The 16242-nt window shown below is 50.4% G+C and carries 18 protein-coding genes and 1 riboswitch; of the genes, 16 read left to right on the top strand and 2 right to left on the bottom strand.

All coding sequences use genetic code 11. The features are described 5' to 3' along the window. Window positions 1-195 precede the first annotated feature (195 nt). The 5 genes from KNQ13_RS11375 to KNQ13_RS11355 all read left to right on the top strand — a co-directional run bounded on the left by KNQ13_RS11375 (window position 196) and on the right by KNQ13_RS11355 (window position 3582). Window positions 196-486: a hypothetical protein gene (locus KNQ13_RS11375; protein WP_026831217.1), complete on the top strand. Its 291-nt coding sequence runs from the start codon at window positions 196-198 to the stop codon at window positions 484-486. 143 nt (window positions 487-629) lie between these two features. Then, window positions 630-1010 (top strand): GntR family transcriptional regulator, encoded by a 381-nt coding sequence (locus KNQ13_RS11370; RefSeq protein ID WP_014970145.1) that lies wholly within the window; start codon window positions 630-632, stop codon window positions 1008-1010. Further along, window positions 1003-1683, top strand: a complete 681-nt coding sequence (locus KNQ13_RS11365) for an ATP-binding cassette domain-containing protein (RefSeq protein WP_026831218.1) — start codon at window positions 1003-1005, stop codon at window positions 1681-1683. The genes KNQ13_RS11370 and KNQ13_RS11365 overlap by 8 nt, the downstream gene beginning before the upstream one ends. Next, window positions 1680-2492, top strand: coding sequence for a hypothetical protein (locus tag KNQ13_RS11360; RefSeq protein WP_026831219.1), 813 nt, complete (start codon window positions 1680-1682; stop codon window positions 2490-2492). Before KNQ13_RS11365 ends, KNQ13_RS11360 begins: the two co-directional genes overlap by 4 nt. A gap of 10 nt (window positions 2493-2502) precedes the next feature. Beyond that, the gene (locus tag KNQ13_RS11355) at window positions 2503-3582 is read left to right on the top strand and encodes a hypothetical protein (RefSeq protein ID WP_209548374.1); all 1080 of its coding nucleotides are present in this window, start codon (window positions 2503-2505) and stop codon (window positions 3580-3582) included. 70 nt (window positions 3583-3652) lie between these two features. Here the strand turns inward: KNQ13_RS11355 and KNQ13_RS11350 are convergent, their stop codons facing one another. Beyond that, window positions 3653-4150: a C40 family peptidase gene (locus KNQ13_RS11350; RefSeq protein ID WP_026831221.1), complete on the bottom strand. Its 498-nt coding sequence runs from the start codon at window positions 4148-4150 to the stop codon at window positions 3653-3655. 216 nt (window positions 4151-4366) lie between these two features. Then, window positions 4367-5560: an MFS transporter gene (locus KNQ13_RS11345; RefSeq protein WP_026831222.1), complete on the bottom strand. Its 1194-nt coding sequence runs from the start codon at window positions 5558-5560 to the stop codon at window positions 4367-4369. A gap of 197 nt (window positions 5561-5757) precedes the next feature. On the opposite strand from KNQ13_RS11345, the gene KNQ13_RS11340 reads away from it, so the two are divergent. From KNQ13_RS11340 to KNQ13_RS11290, 11 genes are all read left to right on the top strand, one after another. After that, window positions 5758-6183: an OsmC family protein gene (locus tag KNQ13_RS11340; RefSeq protein ID WP_014970151.1), complete on the top strand. Its 426-nt coding sequence runs from the start codon at window positions 5758-5760 to the stop codon at window positions 6181-6183. 5 nt (window positions 6184-6188) lie between these two features. Continuing rightward, complete coding sequence (nagZ, locus tag KNQ13_RS11335) at window positions 6189-7418, top strand: beta-N-acetylhexosaminidase (protein WP_236624432.1); 1230 nt, start codon at window positions 6189-6191, stop codon at window positions 7416-7418. 59 nt (window positions 7419-7477) lie between these two features. Next, window positions 7478-7580, top strand: a riboswitch (TPP riboswitch). A 91-nt stretch (window positions 7581-7671) separates the two neighbouring features. Beyond that, window positions 7672-8268 (top strand): thiamine phosphate synthase, encoded by a 597-nt coding sequence (locus KNQ13_RS11330; protein ID WP_014970153.1) that lies wholly within the window; start codon window positions 7672-7674, stop codon window positions 8266-8268. Continuing rightward, the gene (locus KNQ13_RS11325; RefSeq protein ID WP_026831224.1) at window positions 8265-9269 is read left to right on the top strand and encodes an NAD(P)/FAD-dependent oxidoreductase; all 1005 of its coding nucleotides are present in this window, start codon (window positions 8265-8267) and stop codon (window positions 9267-9269) included. Before KNQ13_RS11330 ends, KNQ13_RS11325 begins: the two co-directional genes overlap by 4 nt. Then, window positions 9254-9457 (top strand): sulfur carrier protein ThiS, encoded by a 204-nt coding sequence (gene thiS, locus KNQ13_RS11320; RefSeq protein WP_014970155.1) that lies wholly within the window; start codon window positions 9254-9256, stop codon window positions 9455-9457. The genes KNQ13_RS11325 and thiS overlap by 16 nt, the downstream gene beginning before the upstream one ends. Before the next feature lies 1 nt (window position 9458). Next, a complete protein-coding gene (locus KNQ13_RS11315) occupies window positions 9459-10226 on the top strand; it encodes a thiazole synthase (RefSeq protein WP_014970156.1) in 768 nt (255 codons plus the stop codon). Continuing rightward, window positions 10223-11251 (top strand): ThiF family adenylyltransferase, encoded by a 1029-nt coding sequence (locus KNQ13_RS11310; RefSeq protein ID WP_026831225.1) that lies wholly within the window; start codon window positions 10223-10225, stop codon window positions 11249-11251. Before KNQ13_RS11315 ends, KNQ13_RS11310 begins: the two co-directional genes overlap by 4 nt. 112 nt (window positions 11252-11363) lie before the next feature. Then, window positions 11364-11759 carry a hypothetical protein gene (locus tag KNQ13_RS11305; protein WP_026831226.1) on the top strand — a complete coding sequence of 132 codons (396 nt, stop codon included), beginning with the start codon at window positions 11364-11366 and terminating at the stop codon, window positions 11757-11759. 92 nt (window positions 11760-11851) lie between these two features. Then, window positions 11852-12052 carry a helix-hairpin-helix domain-containing protein gene (locus KNQ13_RS11300; protein ID WP_051590530.1) on the top strand — a complete coding sequence of 67 codons (201 nt, stop codon included), beginning with the start codon at window positions 11852-11854 and terminating at the stop codon, window positions 12050-12052. Between the two features lie 71 nt (window positions 12053-12123). After that, a complete protein-coding gene (locus tag KNQ13_RS16230) occupies window positions 12124-13245 on the top strand; it encodes an exonuclease SbcCD subunit D (protein WP_026831227.1) in 1122 nt (373 codons plus the stop codon). Then, window positions 13227-16235 (top strand): AAA family ATPase, encoded by a 3009-nt coding sequence (locus KNQ13_RS11290; protein WP_026831228.1) that lies wholly within the window; start codon window positions 13227-13229, stop codon window positions 16233-16235. Before KNQ13_RS16230 ends, KNQ13_RS11290 begins: the two co-directional genes overlap by 19 nt. Window positions 16236-16242: the final 7 nt, after the last annotated feature.

Below are 16242 nucleotides of genomic sequence, written 5' to 3'. Positions count from 1 at the left end.
AATTAGGCTACCTGACACCTAAAAAATATGGTGTACTGGCAGCCTAATCAAGGTGTTTTATATGTGTCTCATATTGCTAGGTCAGTCTACAGAGTCAGTTTTTTAGTTCGTGAATTCACAAAAAAATTTCAAGTGATTTGGGAACCCTTACATTATCTTGAACGTAAAATAAGGTATCAAAAGGGGGAAAAGCAAATGGGGGTTATCCTAGTTTTTCTAGCAGTTGGGGCAGTATTTTGGTTTTTCTTCAGTTACTTACTGGGTTATCGGAATAAAAACATCACGATGACATTTGACGATCGGTTCTACACGCTCGAGGAACATGTGAAGGCGATTGAAGAGAAACTAACACAAGACGGGAAACAAGTGGAATACATCGGAAACCGTCAATTTCTCGTCGATGGTAAAAAGTACCTGTTCGTTGAACGGACCGTTTCGATGTCAGGGGTACCGATGCAGCAAACGATCTTAGAATTTCAAAAATAAATCAAACCATGATACCGCCTCCATTCGGAGTGCGGTATTTTTTTGGAAATGGATTGACAGTCAACTGTACTATGGGTATGATACAGAAAGGAAGTGTATTACTGTTTTAATACAGTGAACGGAAAAGGGAGGTCAAGACCACGATGCAATTTGACCAAAGAAGCCCGGTGTATCTTCAGGTCGTCCGATGGTTCAAGGAACAAATCGCGACAGAAGAACTCAAGTGCGGGCAGGAAATTCCATCGCGCCGGGAAATCGCGGCACAACTCGGAATCAATCCGAATACGGCACAAAAAGCGTACAAAGAAATGGAGGATCAACAATTGATTACGACTGAACGAAATGTACCGAGTAAAATCACGATGGATCAGGAAATTGTCAAAAAAGTCCGGACGGAGATGCTCGACGAAGCGGTCGCACAATTCATCGAGGCAGTCCAGGCGATTCAGATTCCGCTTGGCGAAGTCGTCACGAAAGTCGAAACGGTGTATCACTCAACAGAACGGAGGAAACTAGATGCTTGAAGTCCATGGTTTAAAGAAACGATATGGTCGGAAGAAACCGATTTTAGAAGGTGTCTCCTTTTCGGTTCGCCCGGACAGCATCACCTGTCTGATTGGTTTAAACGGGGAGGGGAAATCAACGATCCTAAAGGCCATCATGGGTCTTGTCCCGGTCGATGCCGGAACGGTCTTAGTAGACGGCGAAGTCTCACGCGAAAAAATCGCCTTCGTTCCGGATCTGCAGACGATGCCGAGTTACATGACGATTGGTGACGCTTTGACGTATATGAGTGATTATTATCCGGACTGGAATCCGAAGGTCGCGGAAGAGTTGATGGGTCTGTTCAAGTTATTGACGACCGACAAAATCTTGGAACTGTCGAAAGGGAATCAGGCGAAGTTCAGTTTGGTACTCGGCTTTTCACTCGACCGTCCGTATCTGTTGCTCGACGAACCGTTTGCGGGGATTGATTTGTTTACGAAAGAACAGATTGCCTGGATCTTTTCAAGTCATTTCATGGAAGGGCGCGCCATCTTGATGACGACACATGAAATCACCGAAATTGAACATCTGATTGACCGGGTTGTCTTTTTACAAGACGGTCGCATCATTGATGAACACGATACGGAAGAGATGCGGGAAGTATACGGAAAATCGGTCCAGGACCGGATGCGGGAGGTCTATCAACGATGAAACAATATCTGATGTTAACGAACGAAGAGTTAAAAAGAAGCTGGAAAATGATCGTATCGGTCATCCTTGCGATGGCGAGTATCGAAATCTTGACCGTCGTCGGACGGGTTATCTACGAAGAAAACCAGGTGCAGGAATATATGGTCTATGCGAAATTGTCCGAATCGGAAGCCCTGCGTTCAATTGGAAAGTTATCGTTTGAGCAGGCTAGTTCTTATTTTAGTTATATCATTATGATTGGAGTCGTTCTCGTCATTTTGTATGCAATTCAAATCTGGTACCGGGATTGGTTCGGTGAATCCAAGTACATATACCGCTTACTATTGTTACCGGGCGGCCGGGCGAAAATCTTTTTTGCCAAATGGACATCACTGGCTCTCGTCATCATCAGTTTCATCGGATTACAATGGGTGGTCATCCAGCTCAGTTATGTCATTTTCAACTGGCTGATCAAAGATGACTACCGGGAATCGTCCTCACTCGGCCTCTCGATGACACTAAAACAGCTGTATACGATGAGTTTAGTCGATCTGCTTATCTTTATTGTTTTATCATTATTCATTGTCAGTTTTTTGTTTATGCTCGTGTTACTGGAACGGTCTTACCGCAACGCTAAAGGAATGCTATTTATCGTTCTTGAAGTTGCGTTTCTTCTCCTCGTTACGATAGGCAGCATGTATGTGATTGAAAAGCTGGATATCTTTTTATCACAGGAAATATCAGCAATCATGATGGCAATCTTTGTTCTCTACTTTGTCTATATGATTTGGAAAAGTTTGCGCCTATTAAAATGGAAAATTTCGGTCTGAGGAGGACGTCATGCGAAAATTTAACTTTGTACTTATACTGGCTGTCGTCAGCTTCCTGACGATAGGAGTCTACACCATATTTATTCAATCAATCGATGAATCCGACTTTACCGTTGAGACGGTCAAAGGCGATCCAACACAACCGGCTGTCCGGTCTGTTCAAGCGGAACTTTATGATCAAGGATTAAAAAAGGTGGATTACAACGTTGGACTGGACGGTCGTGTCGAAAAAACGACGGATAATTTGATTAGTGGCTTGTTTGAAAGTCCATATAATGAGAATGGTGCACCGGCAGACTTCCGGCGCTTCATGCGTTCCGATTACGTCAGTACGTTGGAACAGGAATGCACCTCATATGCGATGGGTACGCCGGACAATAACAAATGGGAACTGCAGTATTGGGAGAATGGCAAACAGCGTGTTGTCAAAAAAATCTTTCCGGCACCTGCTGAAGCTCGGAAGTTAGGTGAAACCCAGCTCTATCCGTATAAACAGATTGGAAACAGTTTATATGTCCTTGCAGAGGATTATCAAATCGATTCAGAAACGTTGTTGTACAAAATTGATTTAAAAGGCGATACGATTCAAAAAATCAATTTATCCGTTACTTCTAAAGATGAAGTATCTCTTTTAGGAATTCATGATGAAACGGTTGTCTACTATACGACGGAAAGCATTGAAGGATCAGATGAGACTGAGGAAAAATTATACCTGAGCGATGGGGAAAAAATCCAACGCTTAAAAGGATTAAAGTCGTTCAGTACTGAGCAAACTGGACTGAGTGCGGATGGAACAAAACTGATTGTGGTTGAACGTGAAATGAAAGATTTCAACTGGACCGTCTATGATCTGGCGTCAAAAAAATCAGAAAAACATAAGCTGGATATCCCATTAGTGATAGACGAGTTCGGGTTAGACGAGTTCACCGAGCTGAAAGATGGTTTGATTTACACGGCGAATCGAACCGGTAACGGTGTCATCAATGTTCTTGTCATTGACCCAATATCAAAACGTGTCTTGTATGAAGGGAATATCAAAGACAAACTGAAACGAAAAGAAACGTCATTAAATTCTCTTATTCTTGATTGATTGACCTCTTACGTTCTACACAAAAACGCAATCTGAAACTCACAAAGAGTTCCGGATTGCGTTTTTTGTTTCACTGATATGATTTGAGGAGGATGTCTTGTTTTGTATAGTAACTCCACGTCAGGTCTTGCGATTCGACCTTTTTCGTCGTCACGGCAACAAATGTATTTTTACCGGTATAGATCCCGACGAAGTTCGGCGTTTTCGCTTTTTTCGCTTGTACGAACAACAAGTCACCCGGCATTGCTTTTTTCAGTGTGACGGTTTTCAACGGCATCGCGGCCTGTTTCGCAATCGTCCGCTCGAGTGTCAGACCACTCTTTTGATAGACATATTGTGTGAAGCCCGACGCGTCAAAACCTTTTATCGTCGTGCCACCTTCTTTATACGGAGTCCCGATTAACGACGTCGCCAGTTTAGCGATCGCTGCTTTCTTTTTGGCGAGTGCTTTTTCCGACAACGGTTTTTTCGTTTCGACCTTTGTTGGTGTCGCAGCGAACGTGGCGACCGGACTGACTGTCGCCGTCAGTAACAAAGCGGTTAATGGAAGAGTGTAATACGATTTCATAATCAAAACTCCTTTAAGTAGTTGGAATGGATAAGCTGTCCTTACCGTACCACGGTGATTGACAGATTAAGCAACAAATTGGATACGTTCACCTAACAAAGTTGTAAGGTTCGGTCTGAGGAGCACTACACGTCCAGTCCCATGACGAAAAAAATCCTTTCACGTGCGCCTCGTCCGAGAACACATAGGAAAGGATTTCTTTTAAATGAATCTTCGTCACGCCCGCTGATCGAGCCGATGACTGACAGCCGTCAAAGCGGCTGCGAGTAAGGCAACGGCACCACCAACGAGGGCGATATTCATGATCGGACCGTTTGCATAGACCAGTCCGCCGAGGGCAGAACCGAAGGCAATCCCGACATTGCTTGCGACGGGCATCAAGGACGCGGCCAGTCCTTTTGCTTCCGGATTGAACTTTTCCGCTAAATCAATCAGATAAATTTGCGTCGATGTCGTCAGTAAGATCGACATCAGCGACATCAAGGCAATGTTGATCAGACCCAGTGAGACGGATGCCGTCGTCACGTAGAGTGCGGCAAGAACGATCGCCTGGACGATAAAGACGAACCGCAATCGACCGATCGGATTCCGGCTGGCGATTTTCCCCGCTAAGATATTACTGAAAATCGAGACAACCCCGTACGCAAGTAAAATCGGACTGATCCAGGTCGACGGCAACTTCAGTTCCAGCTCGAGAACCGGGACGAGATACGTGTAGACGACATACGTCGCACCAAATCCGAACGACGGGATGAAAAAGGCAATCATGATTCGCGGATTGGCGAGTAGACGAAGTTGATCCCGAATCGAACTGGTTGCTGCTGATTGCTGGACCGGAATGACCTTCAGGACAGCGAGCAGAGCGATGATACCGAGACTGCTTGTCAGCCAAAACGATGCGGCGTACCCGGCATGCTGACCAATGAAGGTACCAATTGGAACACCGAGGACATTTGCCATCGTAAATCCGCCGAAGATGAATGAAACGGCGACACCGCGTTTTGCGATCGGGACACTGTCGCTTGCGACGACCATTGCAAGTGAAATCAGGACGCCTGTCAGAACAGCCGTCACGATCCGTGACAACAACAACAGTTCATAATTCGGTGCGATCCCGCTACAGATGTTCAGGATGATCCAGACGAAAATCAGACTGAGCATTAACTTCCGTCGCTCAAGGTGTCCGGTCAAGGACATCGTAATCGGTGTCCCGATCGCGAAAGCAATCGCAAAGGCAGAAACGAGCGTGCCGGCTTTGGCAATCGTGATGTTCAGACCGTCTGCGACTTCAGATAAAATACCGACGATGACGAATTCGCTTGTTCCCAGGACAAAGGTCAACATGGATAACGTAGCGATCAACAGCCAGTCGGCTTGACTCAAACGAGTCGATGATGATGACATATACATTCCTCACTTCTGGCGCATGTGCGCAAAAAAACTATCGTTTATCAGAATAGCATGATTTGCACCGGTCGGAAACCGGATTTAGAGGACGGTGAAAAAGAAGAATTATTGCGAATAGCATGTCAATTTCGCTTGCTGAATATTCGGGTATACTGAAGAAGTAAAGACAACTAAAAAACGAGTAAAGGACGTGACGGAACATGCAAGCAACAGTCACTTGGAATCAGAAGATGGGCTTTAGCGGTGAGACCGAATCCGGGCATCACCTGGCGATGGATGCGGCACCCGACAACGGAGGCGACAATCAAGCTCCGCGCCCGACGGAGTTGTTACTTCACGCCGTTGCCGGCTGTACCGGCATCGATATCGTCTCGATTTTAGAAAAGATGCGCTTGACGCTGACGTCATTTGAAATGGATATCGAAGGCGAACGGGCGGATGATCATCCCCGGCGTTTCACGACGATCTCGATTCATTACCGGCTCGAAGGTGATTTACCGGACGATAAAGTCCGCCGGGCGATTGCCTTATCAAAAGACAAATACTGCTCGGTCTCGCAATCGCTGAACGCGGAGATTGAAGTTTATTACTCGATCAACGGCGTCCGGAACGAGGAACCGATTTGAAACGGATGGTTCCTGTTCTGTTAGCAAGCGTTCTGCTCGCCGGTTGCGCCGACGAGCCCGCAAAACCGGCTGCACCGGAACCGAAGCCGGCGAAGAAAACAAAGCCACCGCAACCGGACCGGCCTTCTGCAGCTGAACGGGCGGAAAAACAACTGAAAGAGACCATCTCGAAGATGTCGACAGCGGAAAAAGTTGATCAGTTGCTATACATCGGCGTGACGGGAACAGCTCTGACGCAAGCGGACCGTCAATTACTGCAGGACCATGTGCTTGGAGGCGTCTTGTTACTCGGTGGCAATATCACCTCGACCGATCAGCTGAAAACCTTTACGGCAGCGATTGGCGAAGCGCAAACGGCGGACGAAAAAGCGTTCCTTGGTTTTGATGAAGAAGGCGGGCGTGTCAGCCGGGTCCCGGATGCCCGACTCAAATTATCACCAAGTCTGTCGTTTGGTCATAAAAATGATCCTGGTTTGATGAAGGAAGTCGGACGGACACTCGGTTCAATTTCCCGTTTTTACGGCTTTAATATGGACTTCGCTCCAGTTCTTGACGTCAACAGTAATCCGGCGAATCCAATCATCGGCGACCGGGCGCTCAGTGCGGACCCGCAACAAGTGGCACGGCTTGGTGTGCCATTGATGCAGGGCATGAAGGAAGAGGATATCGTGCCGGTCGTCAAACATTTTCCGGGACACGGCGATACGACCGTCGACTCGCATGTCGGTCTGCCGCGGGTCGATGCGACGAAAGCGGAACTTGAGAAGACGGAGCTGGTCCCGTTTAAACGGGCGATTCAAGACGGGGCTGAAATGGTCATGGTCGCGCATATCCTGTTCCCGGCTCTCGACAAAAATCGTCCGTCCTCATTATCGAAAGAAGTCATGACCGGTGTGTTACGGAGTGAACTGAAATTTGATGGTGTCATCATCACGGACGATCTCGTCATGGGAGCCATCACAGAACGGTACGGATTAGCTCAAGCGGCAGGTCTTGCACTTGAAAACGGTGCGGACATGGCGATGTTTTCCTCACCCGGCGCGTACGCGTCCGTTCACAAGGAAATCATGGCGCGGATCAAACAAGGGAAATTGTCGGCAGCCGATCTCAATCAGAAAGTCATGCGGGTCTTACGCTTAAAACAAACGTATGACTTGTCGCAAACGAAACGTGTCGACGAATACCAACGCTTGATCGAGCAGGTCAAAGCGGTCGAATCGGACATGCGACACTAATCAAGGGTAGAACAAATCGGACTACCCGTGGTAAACTACAGGCGTACCATACAAATCAATATCTACACTAGGGGAGTCTCGTAGCAGACTGAGACGGAAGTATCCGGACCCTTTGAACCTGATCTAGTTCGTACTAGCGGAGGGAAGTGGTATCCGATCATCTATCGAGGGAACGCCAAGCGTCGCCCTTTTCGTAGGACCACTCCATCAGTTCATGGGGTGGTCCTTTTTCGTGTGGAAAGGAGGGGGAACGATGTCACATTTACACCTGATTACAACCGGACGCGACAGTAAGGAAGTGTTGGAACAGACCCTTCCACAGCTCGCAATGTCCGTCGATCGCATCCACTTACGGGAGCCAACCTGGTCAGTCCGGGAATTGGTTTCCTGCATTGATACGTTGCTCGATCAAGGAGTCCGGGCAGACCAGCTGGTAGTCCATGACCGGCTCGATGCAGCACTCGTCACCGGCACGACCGTCCAGTTGACACGCCGCAGTCTGTCGGTCGAGCGTGTCCGGGCACAGTTTCCGACGATTTTCATCGGTCAATCGGTTCACTCGTTGACCGAAGCGATGGTGGCGGAACAAGCCGGCGCCGATTACGTGATGTATGGTCATATTTTTGAGACGGATTCGAAACCCGGCGTGGCGCCACGGGGGCTCGATGCGTTACAGCAAGTCGTCGACTGGACATCAATCCCGGTCATCGCCATCGGCGGAATCAAACCGGAAAATCTGTCTGATGTCTTAACCACCGGGTGCAGCGGAGTTGCCATCCTGTCCGGGATTTTGGGTCAAGCCGATCCGGCGGAAGCAGCCGGACGGTTCCGGACGGTGATTGGACGATGAAACAACCGGATGTATTAATCGTCGGCGCCGGTATCATCGGTTTGACGCTCGGATATGAATTGTTGCAGCGGGGACAAAGTGTTCACGTGCTCGATCAGTCGGCTGTCGGACAAGGTGCGACACGGGCGGCAGCGGGGATGCTCGCGACGGACGAAGAACTGTCGGAACCGTTACATGCGTTAGCGGCAGTGAGTCGCGTACTTTATCCGAAGCTTGTCCGTCAATTGTTCGACGAGACCGGGTTGACGAGCGGCTATCTCGAACTGCCGTTTCAGCTGCGCCAGACAAAGCAAACCGTCCAATTTGAACGGGTCGGTCAAGTCGATCCTCCATTGCTTGTCCGGGCGTTACGGCAAGCGATTGAGCAGCGGGGCGGAGTGATTGAAGAACAGGTAAGTGTCTTGCGTCTTCTGCGGGACGAAGGGACGGTAACCGGGGTGGAGACAAGCCGGGGACAACAGGTTGGACGGCAGGTCGTCATTGCTAGTGGACGAGGGTCGGAACCGTTGTTGCAAACAATCGGGATTCCGATTGATACGCTTCCGGTCAAAGGTGAATGCCTATCTGTCCGTCTCACAACCGGTCGACTTGAGCAGACTTTGTTTCATGAGACGGTGTATCTTGTCCCGAAAGCAGACGGACGGATTATCATCGGCGCAACGGAACACGTGGGTGAGGAGTCGACGACGGTCAACGCGGGCAGCGTCTCGGACCTGTTGGCGGCAGCAATTGACGTGTATCCGCCGATCCGTGATGCGGCATTGATCGACATCTGGTCCGGTGTTCGCCCGCAGACCCGTGACGGGTTACCGTATCTTGGACGGGTCAAAGGAATTGACGGTTTGTTGGTCGCGACGGGACATCACCGGCACGGCATCTTGCTCGCTCCGGTGACAGCACAAGTCCTCGCTGATTGTGTCATGAACCGAAAACCGGAAGTTGCACTGGAGGCATTTTGTTGCAGACGACACGAGGAGGAGAATACATGCAAATCCGATTAAATGGGAAAGACTATCGACTGGCGGAACAAACGAAGACGCTACACGACTTGATTCAGCAGTTAAACATTGATGAAGAGGTCGTCATCATCGAACAAAATCATCAAATCATCGACCGGTTCCGGTATACGGACACGAACGTCCAACCCGGTGATGTCGTTGAAATCGTTCATTTTGTAGGAGGCGGATAACATGTTAGAAATTGGCGGAAAAACATTTGCATCACGATTATTACTCGGAACGGGAAAATACCCGGACGCTGAGACGCAACAACAAGCGGTCGAAGCATCGGAAACGAACATTTTAACGTTTTCCGTCCGGCGTTTTGACGTCTTTGCGAAGGAACAGACGAATCCACTTGCGGCACTCGACTTAAGTCGCTATGACCTGTTGCCGAACACGGCGGGCGCAAAAACGGCGGAAGAAGCCGTCCGGCTGGCAAGGCTCGCCCGGGCATCCGGCATGTGTGACATGGTCAAGGTCGAGGTGATCGGTTGCGACAAGACATTATTGCCGGATCCGATCGAAACCTTACGGGCGGCAGAGGAATTAATCAAGGACGGTTTCATCGTCTTGCCGTATACATCGGATGATTTGTTGCTCGCCCGTCGGCTCGAGGAACTGGGCTGTCACGCCATCATGCCGGCAGCGTCACCGATTGGTTCGGGACAGGGAATTCTGAACCCGCTCGCGCTCAGTTTCATCATCGAACAAATGACGGTCCCGGTCATCGTCGACGCGGGAATTGGTTCACCGGCCGATGCGGCTTACGCGATGGAGCTTGGTGCTGATGGTGTCTTGTTGAATTCTGCGGTCGCCCATGCCACCGATCCGGTCAAAATGGCGCAAGCGATGAAACTGGCGATCGAAGCCGGGCGTCTTGGTTTTGAAGCGGGGCGGATCGAGAAAAAACGGTATGCGACAGCAAGCAGTCCGACGACTGGAATCAGCCGCCCATGACAGACCGGTACAGTCGCCAAATCCGCTTCCGTCCGATCGGCCAAGGTGGACAAAATCAACTGGCTGAGCGCCGCGTCGTCATCATCGGTCTCGGTGCGCTCGGGACGGCGGGGGCGGAACAACTCGTCCGAGCCGGTGTCGGACACGTCACACTCGTCGACCGGGATTATGTTGAGTGGAGTAACCTGCAACGGCAACAGTTGTATACGGAACAGGATGCAGAAGAACGACTTCCGAAAGTCATCGCGGCGCAACGGCGTTTGCGTCAAGTGAATGCGACGGTGACGATTCAGCCGGTGGTCATGGATGTGACGGCTGAGACGATTGAAGCGCTCATCGCCGGAATGGATTTGATCATCGATGGAACCGATAATTTTTCAATCCGGCTGCTGATCAACGATGCGGCGGCGAGGCAGGGAATTCCCTGGATTTACGGGGCATGTGTCGCCAGTTACGGCATGACATACACCGTTTTGCCGAAGGAAACGCCTTGTCTGCATTGTTTGCTGAATCACCTGCCGAAGCAACAGGATACGTGTGATACTCGGGGCATCATCAGTCCGGCCGTCCAACTGGTCGCCTCGCATCAAGTGACGGAAGCATTGAAACTGTTGACGGGTGCGAAACCGGTACTACGTCAGACGTTGCTGTCGTTTGATCTTTGGACGAATCAGCAGAGCCAGATCGATGTCACGTCCTTAAAGCAAACGACATGTCCTTCGTGCGGTGACGCTGCCGTCTATCCTTATCTCAACGGAACGCCGCTCCAATTCGTGACGTTGTGCGGTCGGGATACCGTTCAAGTCCGGGGAGAAGGGAAACGGGATTTGGTCCGGCTTGAAAACGAGATGGTGGCACGTGGGATTAAAAGTCAACGGAACCCGTATTTACTGATGTTCGAAACGGAACAGAACCGGATTGTCGCCTTTGCAGACGGGCGGATCTTGATTCATGGGGAACCGGATGTTGAACAGGCAAAGCAGGTATACGAGACGTATTTCACGAAAGCGTTCACAAAAAAGTAAAACATTTTTTTGAATACATGTTTTAGATGTTTGAAAAAGAGGTAAATAAGACTTCAGACGTAAGTCGGAGCTTTATTTGGAACGATTTGAATTGTGAAGAGGAGTGATTACGATGAAACAAGAATTCGATCAATCGATCCAGTCATTGGATCAGACGAAGCGGACAGACCATGCAGCTGATGCTGTTCAGCAAGCGAATTGGAATCCAGACCGATATCGGACGAATCTGAATCCATTTTATCTGTCACCTTGCAGCGTCGAACGTCGGGAAGACCGTCAGCAAGAAGTTGACCGGATCGTCGAAGTCGAGCCTACATCCTCCCCTCTCCAACAGTTATTCGAGCAGAAACAGGAAGAGCATATAACAAAAACTGGATCAGGTGCTGCGAAACATTCACATTCCGGTGGTAAATTCACGACTGGGATCGTCGTCGGTGCAATCATCGGAGGATCCGTATCGATCTTCACCTCGGTGAAGCGATTTCGTAAAAAGCGTCAGACGCACTAACAACTAACTGTTAGCAGGATCACGAAAGACCGTCACCTTACTCAATAGGGTGACGGTTTTTTTGTCGTATCCAGCAAAAGGAGGGGAACTACATGGAGAAAAAACAGCAGGAGGTCTTTTCCATGCTTGGTCAGCCGGCGAAACGCGCCCTGGCAGAGCATGGTGTCACGTCGCTCGTCCTCCTCGCGACGCACTCGGAACAAGAGGTTCGAAGATGGCACGGCATTGGTCCTTCTTCGATGCCGAAGCTTAAACAAGCGTTAGCGGAGCAAGGACTGACCTTTAAGAAATGAATCGTCCGGCAGAACCGTTCCAAGTCATGCTAAAATAAGGATATTATAGAGGAAAAGTGAGCGTGATACAGGTGAAATGGATTCATACTGCCGATTGGCACTTAGGAAAAATCGTTCATGGCGAATCGATGCTTGAAAATCAACGTTTCGTCCTGCAGGAATTGTTACAACTGATTGACCGGGAACAGCCCGATGCCGTCGTTATCGCCGGTGATTTATATGACCGTGCCGTCCCGCCGACGGAAGCTGTCGAATTGTTGGACCAGACCTTTGCCGAGATCGTCCTCGAACGAAACATCCCGATCATCGCGATCAGCGGCAATCATGACTCGGCTGAACGGCTGAGTTTCGGAACGACGATGTTACAACGGGCGGGGCTTCATCTGGCAGGGAAATTAACGCCGGCAATCGAGCCGATCACGATCCAAGGCGTTCGGTTCTATCCGGTCCCGTTCGCGGATCCTGCCACTGTACGTTATGTCTACCAGGATGAATCGATCCGGACGCACGATGAAGCGATGCGAAAAATCATCGAGTCGATGCCGATCGAAGGACCAAGTGTCCTCGTCGGTCATGCGTTTGTAATCGGTGGACTCGAAACGGACTCGGAACGGCAACTGTCGGTCGGGACGGCCGGGCAAGTCAGTGCTAGTGCCTTTGCACCGTTTACGTATACGGCGCTTGGTCATTTGCATAATCCACTGGCGATTCGCTCGGAGACGATCCGCTACAGCGGCTCATTGCTGAAATACTCGTTTTCGGAAGCGAATCATCTCAAAGGTGTCGATATCCTGACGCTCAACGAGACCGGGACATTTGATCGCCGGTTCGAGCCGTTGGCAGCCAAACGGGATTTACGGGAACTGACCGGGAACCTTGCTGAACTGACGGACCCGGCGTTTGTCACGACACAAACGACGGACGATTACATCAAAATCAACCTGACGGACGCAGAAGCCTTGATTGATCCGATGGGGAAACTGAAAAAAATCTATCCGAACATCTTGCATCTGGAGCGAACCGGTTTTACACGCGAAAGTACACGCGCTGTGCAAGCCTCACGTGATCAGGTCCAGGCGGCGACGATTACGGATTTGTTCAGTGAATTTTATGAAGCCGTCCGCGAAAAACAACCAACGGATGCGATGCAGACCGTTTTAGAGGAGGAAGCAGCATGCGTCCAGAACGATTAACGTTACGTGCTTTCGGACCGTTTGCGGACGAAGAGACGATTGATTTCCGTCAACTCGCCGGTCGAACGATGTTTGTCATCTCCGGCAATACCGGAGCCGGTAAAACGACGATCTTTGATGCATTGACGTTTGCGTTGTACGGGGAGACGTCCGGCGGTGAACGGGAAATGAGCGATTTGCGCAGTCATTTCGCAAAACCGGACCAAAAGACGGAAGTCGAACTGGAGTTCCTCTTAAAAGGCGAGCGGTACCGGATCATCCGCCAACCGAGTCAACCCCATCCGGTCAATAAGACGGATTATGGACACGAAGCGGAACTGGCACGACACGATGGAGAAGCATGGAAACCACTCGCCTTAAAGATTCCGGAAATCCGCCAACAGGTCCAGGAGTTATTGCAACTGGACCATAAACAGTTTTCGCAAATTCTCTTGTTGCCGCAAAATAAATTCCGGGAACTGTTGATGGCAGAGTCAAAAGACAAGCTCCAGATTTTGAAGCAACTGTTCAAGACGGAACAGTATGGTGAGTTCCAACAACGTTTGCACCGCAAAGCGCTGGATCTCGCAGCAGCCATCAAAGAAACGAAGACGAAGCAGTTGTCGAAACTTGAAGAACTGCCGCTTGAGCTGAACTGGGCAGAGGCGACGGAAACGACAATCCGGCATCAGACGGATCAGTTACTCACATCACTTGATGAGAAAATCGAACAGACGAAAACGGTGGAACAGACTGTCCGTCAATCGGTTCAACAGCTGGTAGAACGTTTGCGTCAGGCGGAACAACTTGAACAGACGTTCCGTGAGTATGATCAGTTGTTGCGACTCGAACAACAACTCGCGGTGACATTGCCGGATATGAAACGTCAGACGGAACGGTACGACGCGGCGACGCGGGCGGCGGCAATCAGTGGAGTTTTCGAGACGTTTCAATCGGAACAGCAAACGGTCCAGCAGTTGACGGCTACGAAACAACACGTCTCGACAGAACTGGAGCAATTGTTGCATCGGCTCGATCAGGTGAATCAAGACGTCGATCGGTTGTCGGCAGAGGAACCGGAAATGCGTGAGGTGATGCGTCGCTTAGAGCAAATCGAAGAAGAATTACAGCGGTTGCAGGATCAAGAACAGCTGTTAAAACAACAACAGCAGTTAACCCGGGCGATTGCTGAGCTGAATCCTGAAGCGTTACGCAAGGAACGTGATCAGAAGCGCAGTGAACGGACGACACTTCAAACAAGAGTCGGCGCGATGACGGACGAGTCGAGCAACCGCCTGACGATTCAGGAACGGCGTTTCCTCTTACAGACTGCTGAGCAAAAACAGCAGGAATGGCAACGAAACGAAGCGGAACGGCTTCGGTTGATCGAACAGGGAACGCGGGTCAAACAGGAAAAAGAGCAGGCGGAACTTGCCTATACGACAGGGCGGCAAAACGAACGCCGTCAACTGGCCGCAGAACTGGCGGCGCATCTGCATGACGGAGACGCTTGCCCGGTCTGTGGAAGTACGTCACATCCGCAACTTGCGGTCAAAACAGAACCACTTGATGTCGAGGCCTTACACCACGTCTACTTAAAAGCTCAGACGGCGCATCAGGAACTGCAGGCAACCTACCGGACGGTCGCGGAACGTAAACGACAACTCGAACACGACATCACGACGCTTGGTCAAGGCAAGGAGCTTCCGACCAATCTGACGACGATCCGGACAGAAATCGAGTCCTTGCAGGCTCAGGAAACCGAATTGCAACGGCAACAGGAACAAAAACAACAGCTCGAGCAACAAGTACGGACGATCGAGAAGGTACTGGAACGGTTGGACCGTCAGATCGAGGAAGAGACAGATCGTCAGTCGAAACTGCAGCTGGAACTGGCACGGCTCGAAGGTACGTTGACCCGGAATCCGGATGCTCCGTCGCGCCGGGAATTAGAGACGGAACAGCAGACGTTAAGCAAACGGTTGGCGTCGTTTGAAGAAGCACGGACGGAAGCGCACAATCAGAAAAAACAACTGGATCAAGACGTCGCGGTGCGGCGCGATCGGTTGGAGCACATCAAAACAGACTTGACGGAGCGTACATCGAAGTGGACGGAAGCGAAAGAATTGTTTGAGCGTAGCCTGCAAGAAGAACGGTTTGCGACGATCGAACAGTTTGAACAGGCGCGGATGACGCGGCAAGACATTGCGCAATTGGCGGAACGTCTGGAAGCCGACCGGCGGAAACGGCAGGACGTCGAGACGGGACTGGAGCGAATCCGTCAGATCATAAAAGCGCAGGACCGACCGGACTTAGCGACGATCCGACTGTCTGTCGGGCAGGCGGAAACCGAACTGACCGAAGCGACGGACCAGCGAATCGGTGTCGAAAAAGAACGGCTCCACGTCAAACAATTGGTCGATGCCTGGTCGAACCTACAACAGCAAATCGAGGAAGAAGATGCACGGTACGGCATCATCGGTGAGCTGGCACGGGTCGGGGTCGGAGAAAATGCACAACGGATGACGTTTGAGACGTATGTCCAAACCGCCTATTTCGATGAGATCCTGCAAGCCGCGAACCGGCATCTGCACGGAATGACGTCGGGCCGTTTCCTGCTTGAACGGAAGACGGAAGCCGGAAAGGGCTTGAAAAAGTACGGACTCGATTTAAACGTCTTTGATGCCTATACGTCGCAGACACGGCACGTCAAGACGTTGTCCGGCGGGGAAAGTTTCAAGGCCTCACTCGCCTTGGCGCTTGGTCTGTCGGAAGTCGTGCAGGAAGCAAGCGGCGGCGTGTCGCTTGAAACGATGTTCATCGATGAAGGGTTTGGTACACTTGACCCGGAATCGCTTGAACAGGCGATCGAAACATTGTTATCGATTCAGGCAAGCGGTCGGATGGTCGGAATCATCAGCCACGTCCAGGAACTAAAATCGCGGGTCGATGCGAAAATTGAAGTCACGCAAGGTAAAACAGGATCGACGATTCGCCTTGTCGTCGAGTGAGGGGTGT

The sequence above is a fragment of the Exiguobacterium sp. s128 genome (assembly GCF_018618815.1).
Lineage (GTDB): Bacteria > Bacillota > Bacilli > Exiguobacteriales > Exiguobacteriaceae > Exiguobacterium_A > Exiguobacterium_A antarcticum.
This window is presented reverse-complemented; position numbering and strand designations above follow the sequence as displayed.

What these genes read in the sequence shown, in the direction of transcription:
- KNQ13_RS11375 (WP_026831217.1), top strand. Translation starts at nt 196, where the DNA reads ATGGGGGTTATCCTAGTTTTTCTAGCAGTTGGGGCAGTATTTTGGTTT.
- KNQ13_RS11370 (WP_014970145.1), top strand. Translation starts at nt 630, where the DNA reads ATGCAATTTGACCAAAGAAGCCCGGTGTATCTTCAGGTCGTCCGATGG.
- KNQ13_RS11365 (WP_026831218.1), top strand. Translation starts at nt 1,003, where the DNA reads ATGCTTGAAGTCCATGGTTTAAAGAAACGATATGGTCGGAAGAAACCG.
- KNQ13_RS11360 (WP_026831219.1), top strand. Translation starts at nt 1,680, where the DNA reads ATGAAACAATATCTGATGTTAACGAACGAAGAGTTAAAAAGAAGCTGG.
- KNQ13_RS11355 (WP_209548374.1), top strand. Translation starts at nt 2,503, where the DNA reads ATGCGAAAATTTAACTTTGTACTTATACTGGCTGTCGTCAGCTTCCTG.
- KNQ13_RS11350 (WP_026831221.1), bottom strand. Translation starts at nt 4,150, where the DNA reads ATGAAATCGTATTACACTCTTCCATTAACCGCTTTGTTACTGACGGCG.
- KNQ13_RS11345 (WP_026831222.1), bottom strand. Translation starts at nt 5,560, where the DNA reads ATGTATATGTCATCATCATCGACTCGTTTGAGTCAAGCCGACTGGCTG.
- KNQ13_RS11340 (WP_014970151.1), top strand. Translation starts at nt 5,758, where the DNA reads ATGCAAGCAACAGTCACTTGGAATCAGAAGATGGGCTTTAGCGGTGAG.
- nagZ (WP_236624432.1), top strand. Translation starts at nt 6,189, where the DNA reads ATGGTTCCTGTTCTGTTAGCAAGCGTTCTGCTCGCCGGTTGCGCCGAC.
- KNQ13_RS11330 (WP_014970153.1), top strand. Translation starts at nt 7,672, where the DNA reads ATGTCACATTTACACCTGATTACAACCGGACGCGACAGTAAGGAAGTG.
- KNQ13_RS11325 (WP_026831224.1), top strand. Translation starts at nt 8,265, where the DNA reads ATGAAACAACCGGATGTATTAATCGTCGGCGCCGGTATCATCGGTTTG.
- thiS (WP_014970155.1), top strand. Translation starts at nt 9,254, where the DNA reads ATGCAAATCCGATTAAATGGGAAAGACTATCGACTGGCGGAACAAACG.
- KNQ13_RS11315 (WP_014970156.1), top strand. Translation starts at nt 9,459, where the DNA reads ATGTTAGAAATTGGCGGAAAAACATTTGCATCACGATTATTACTCGGA.
- KNQ13_RS11310 (WP_026831225.1), top strand. Translation starts at nt 10,223, where the DNA reads ATGACAGACCGGTACAGTCGCCAAATCCGCTTCCGTCCGATCGGCCAA.
- KNQ13_RS11305 (WP_026831226.1), top strand. Translation starts at nt 11,364, where the DNA reads ATGAAACAAGAATTCGATCAATCGATCCAGTCATTGGATCAGACGAAG.
- KNQ13_RS11300 (WP_051590530.1), top strand. Translation starts at nt 11,852, where the DNA reads ATGGAGAAAAAACAGCAGGAGGTCTTTTCCATGCTTGGTCAGCCGGCG.
- KNQ13_RS11290 (WP_026831228.1), top strand. Translation starts at nt 13,227, where the DNA reads ATGCGTCCAGAACGATTAACGTTACGTGCTTTCGGACCGTTTGCGGAC.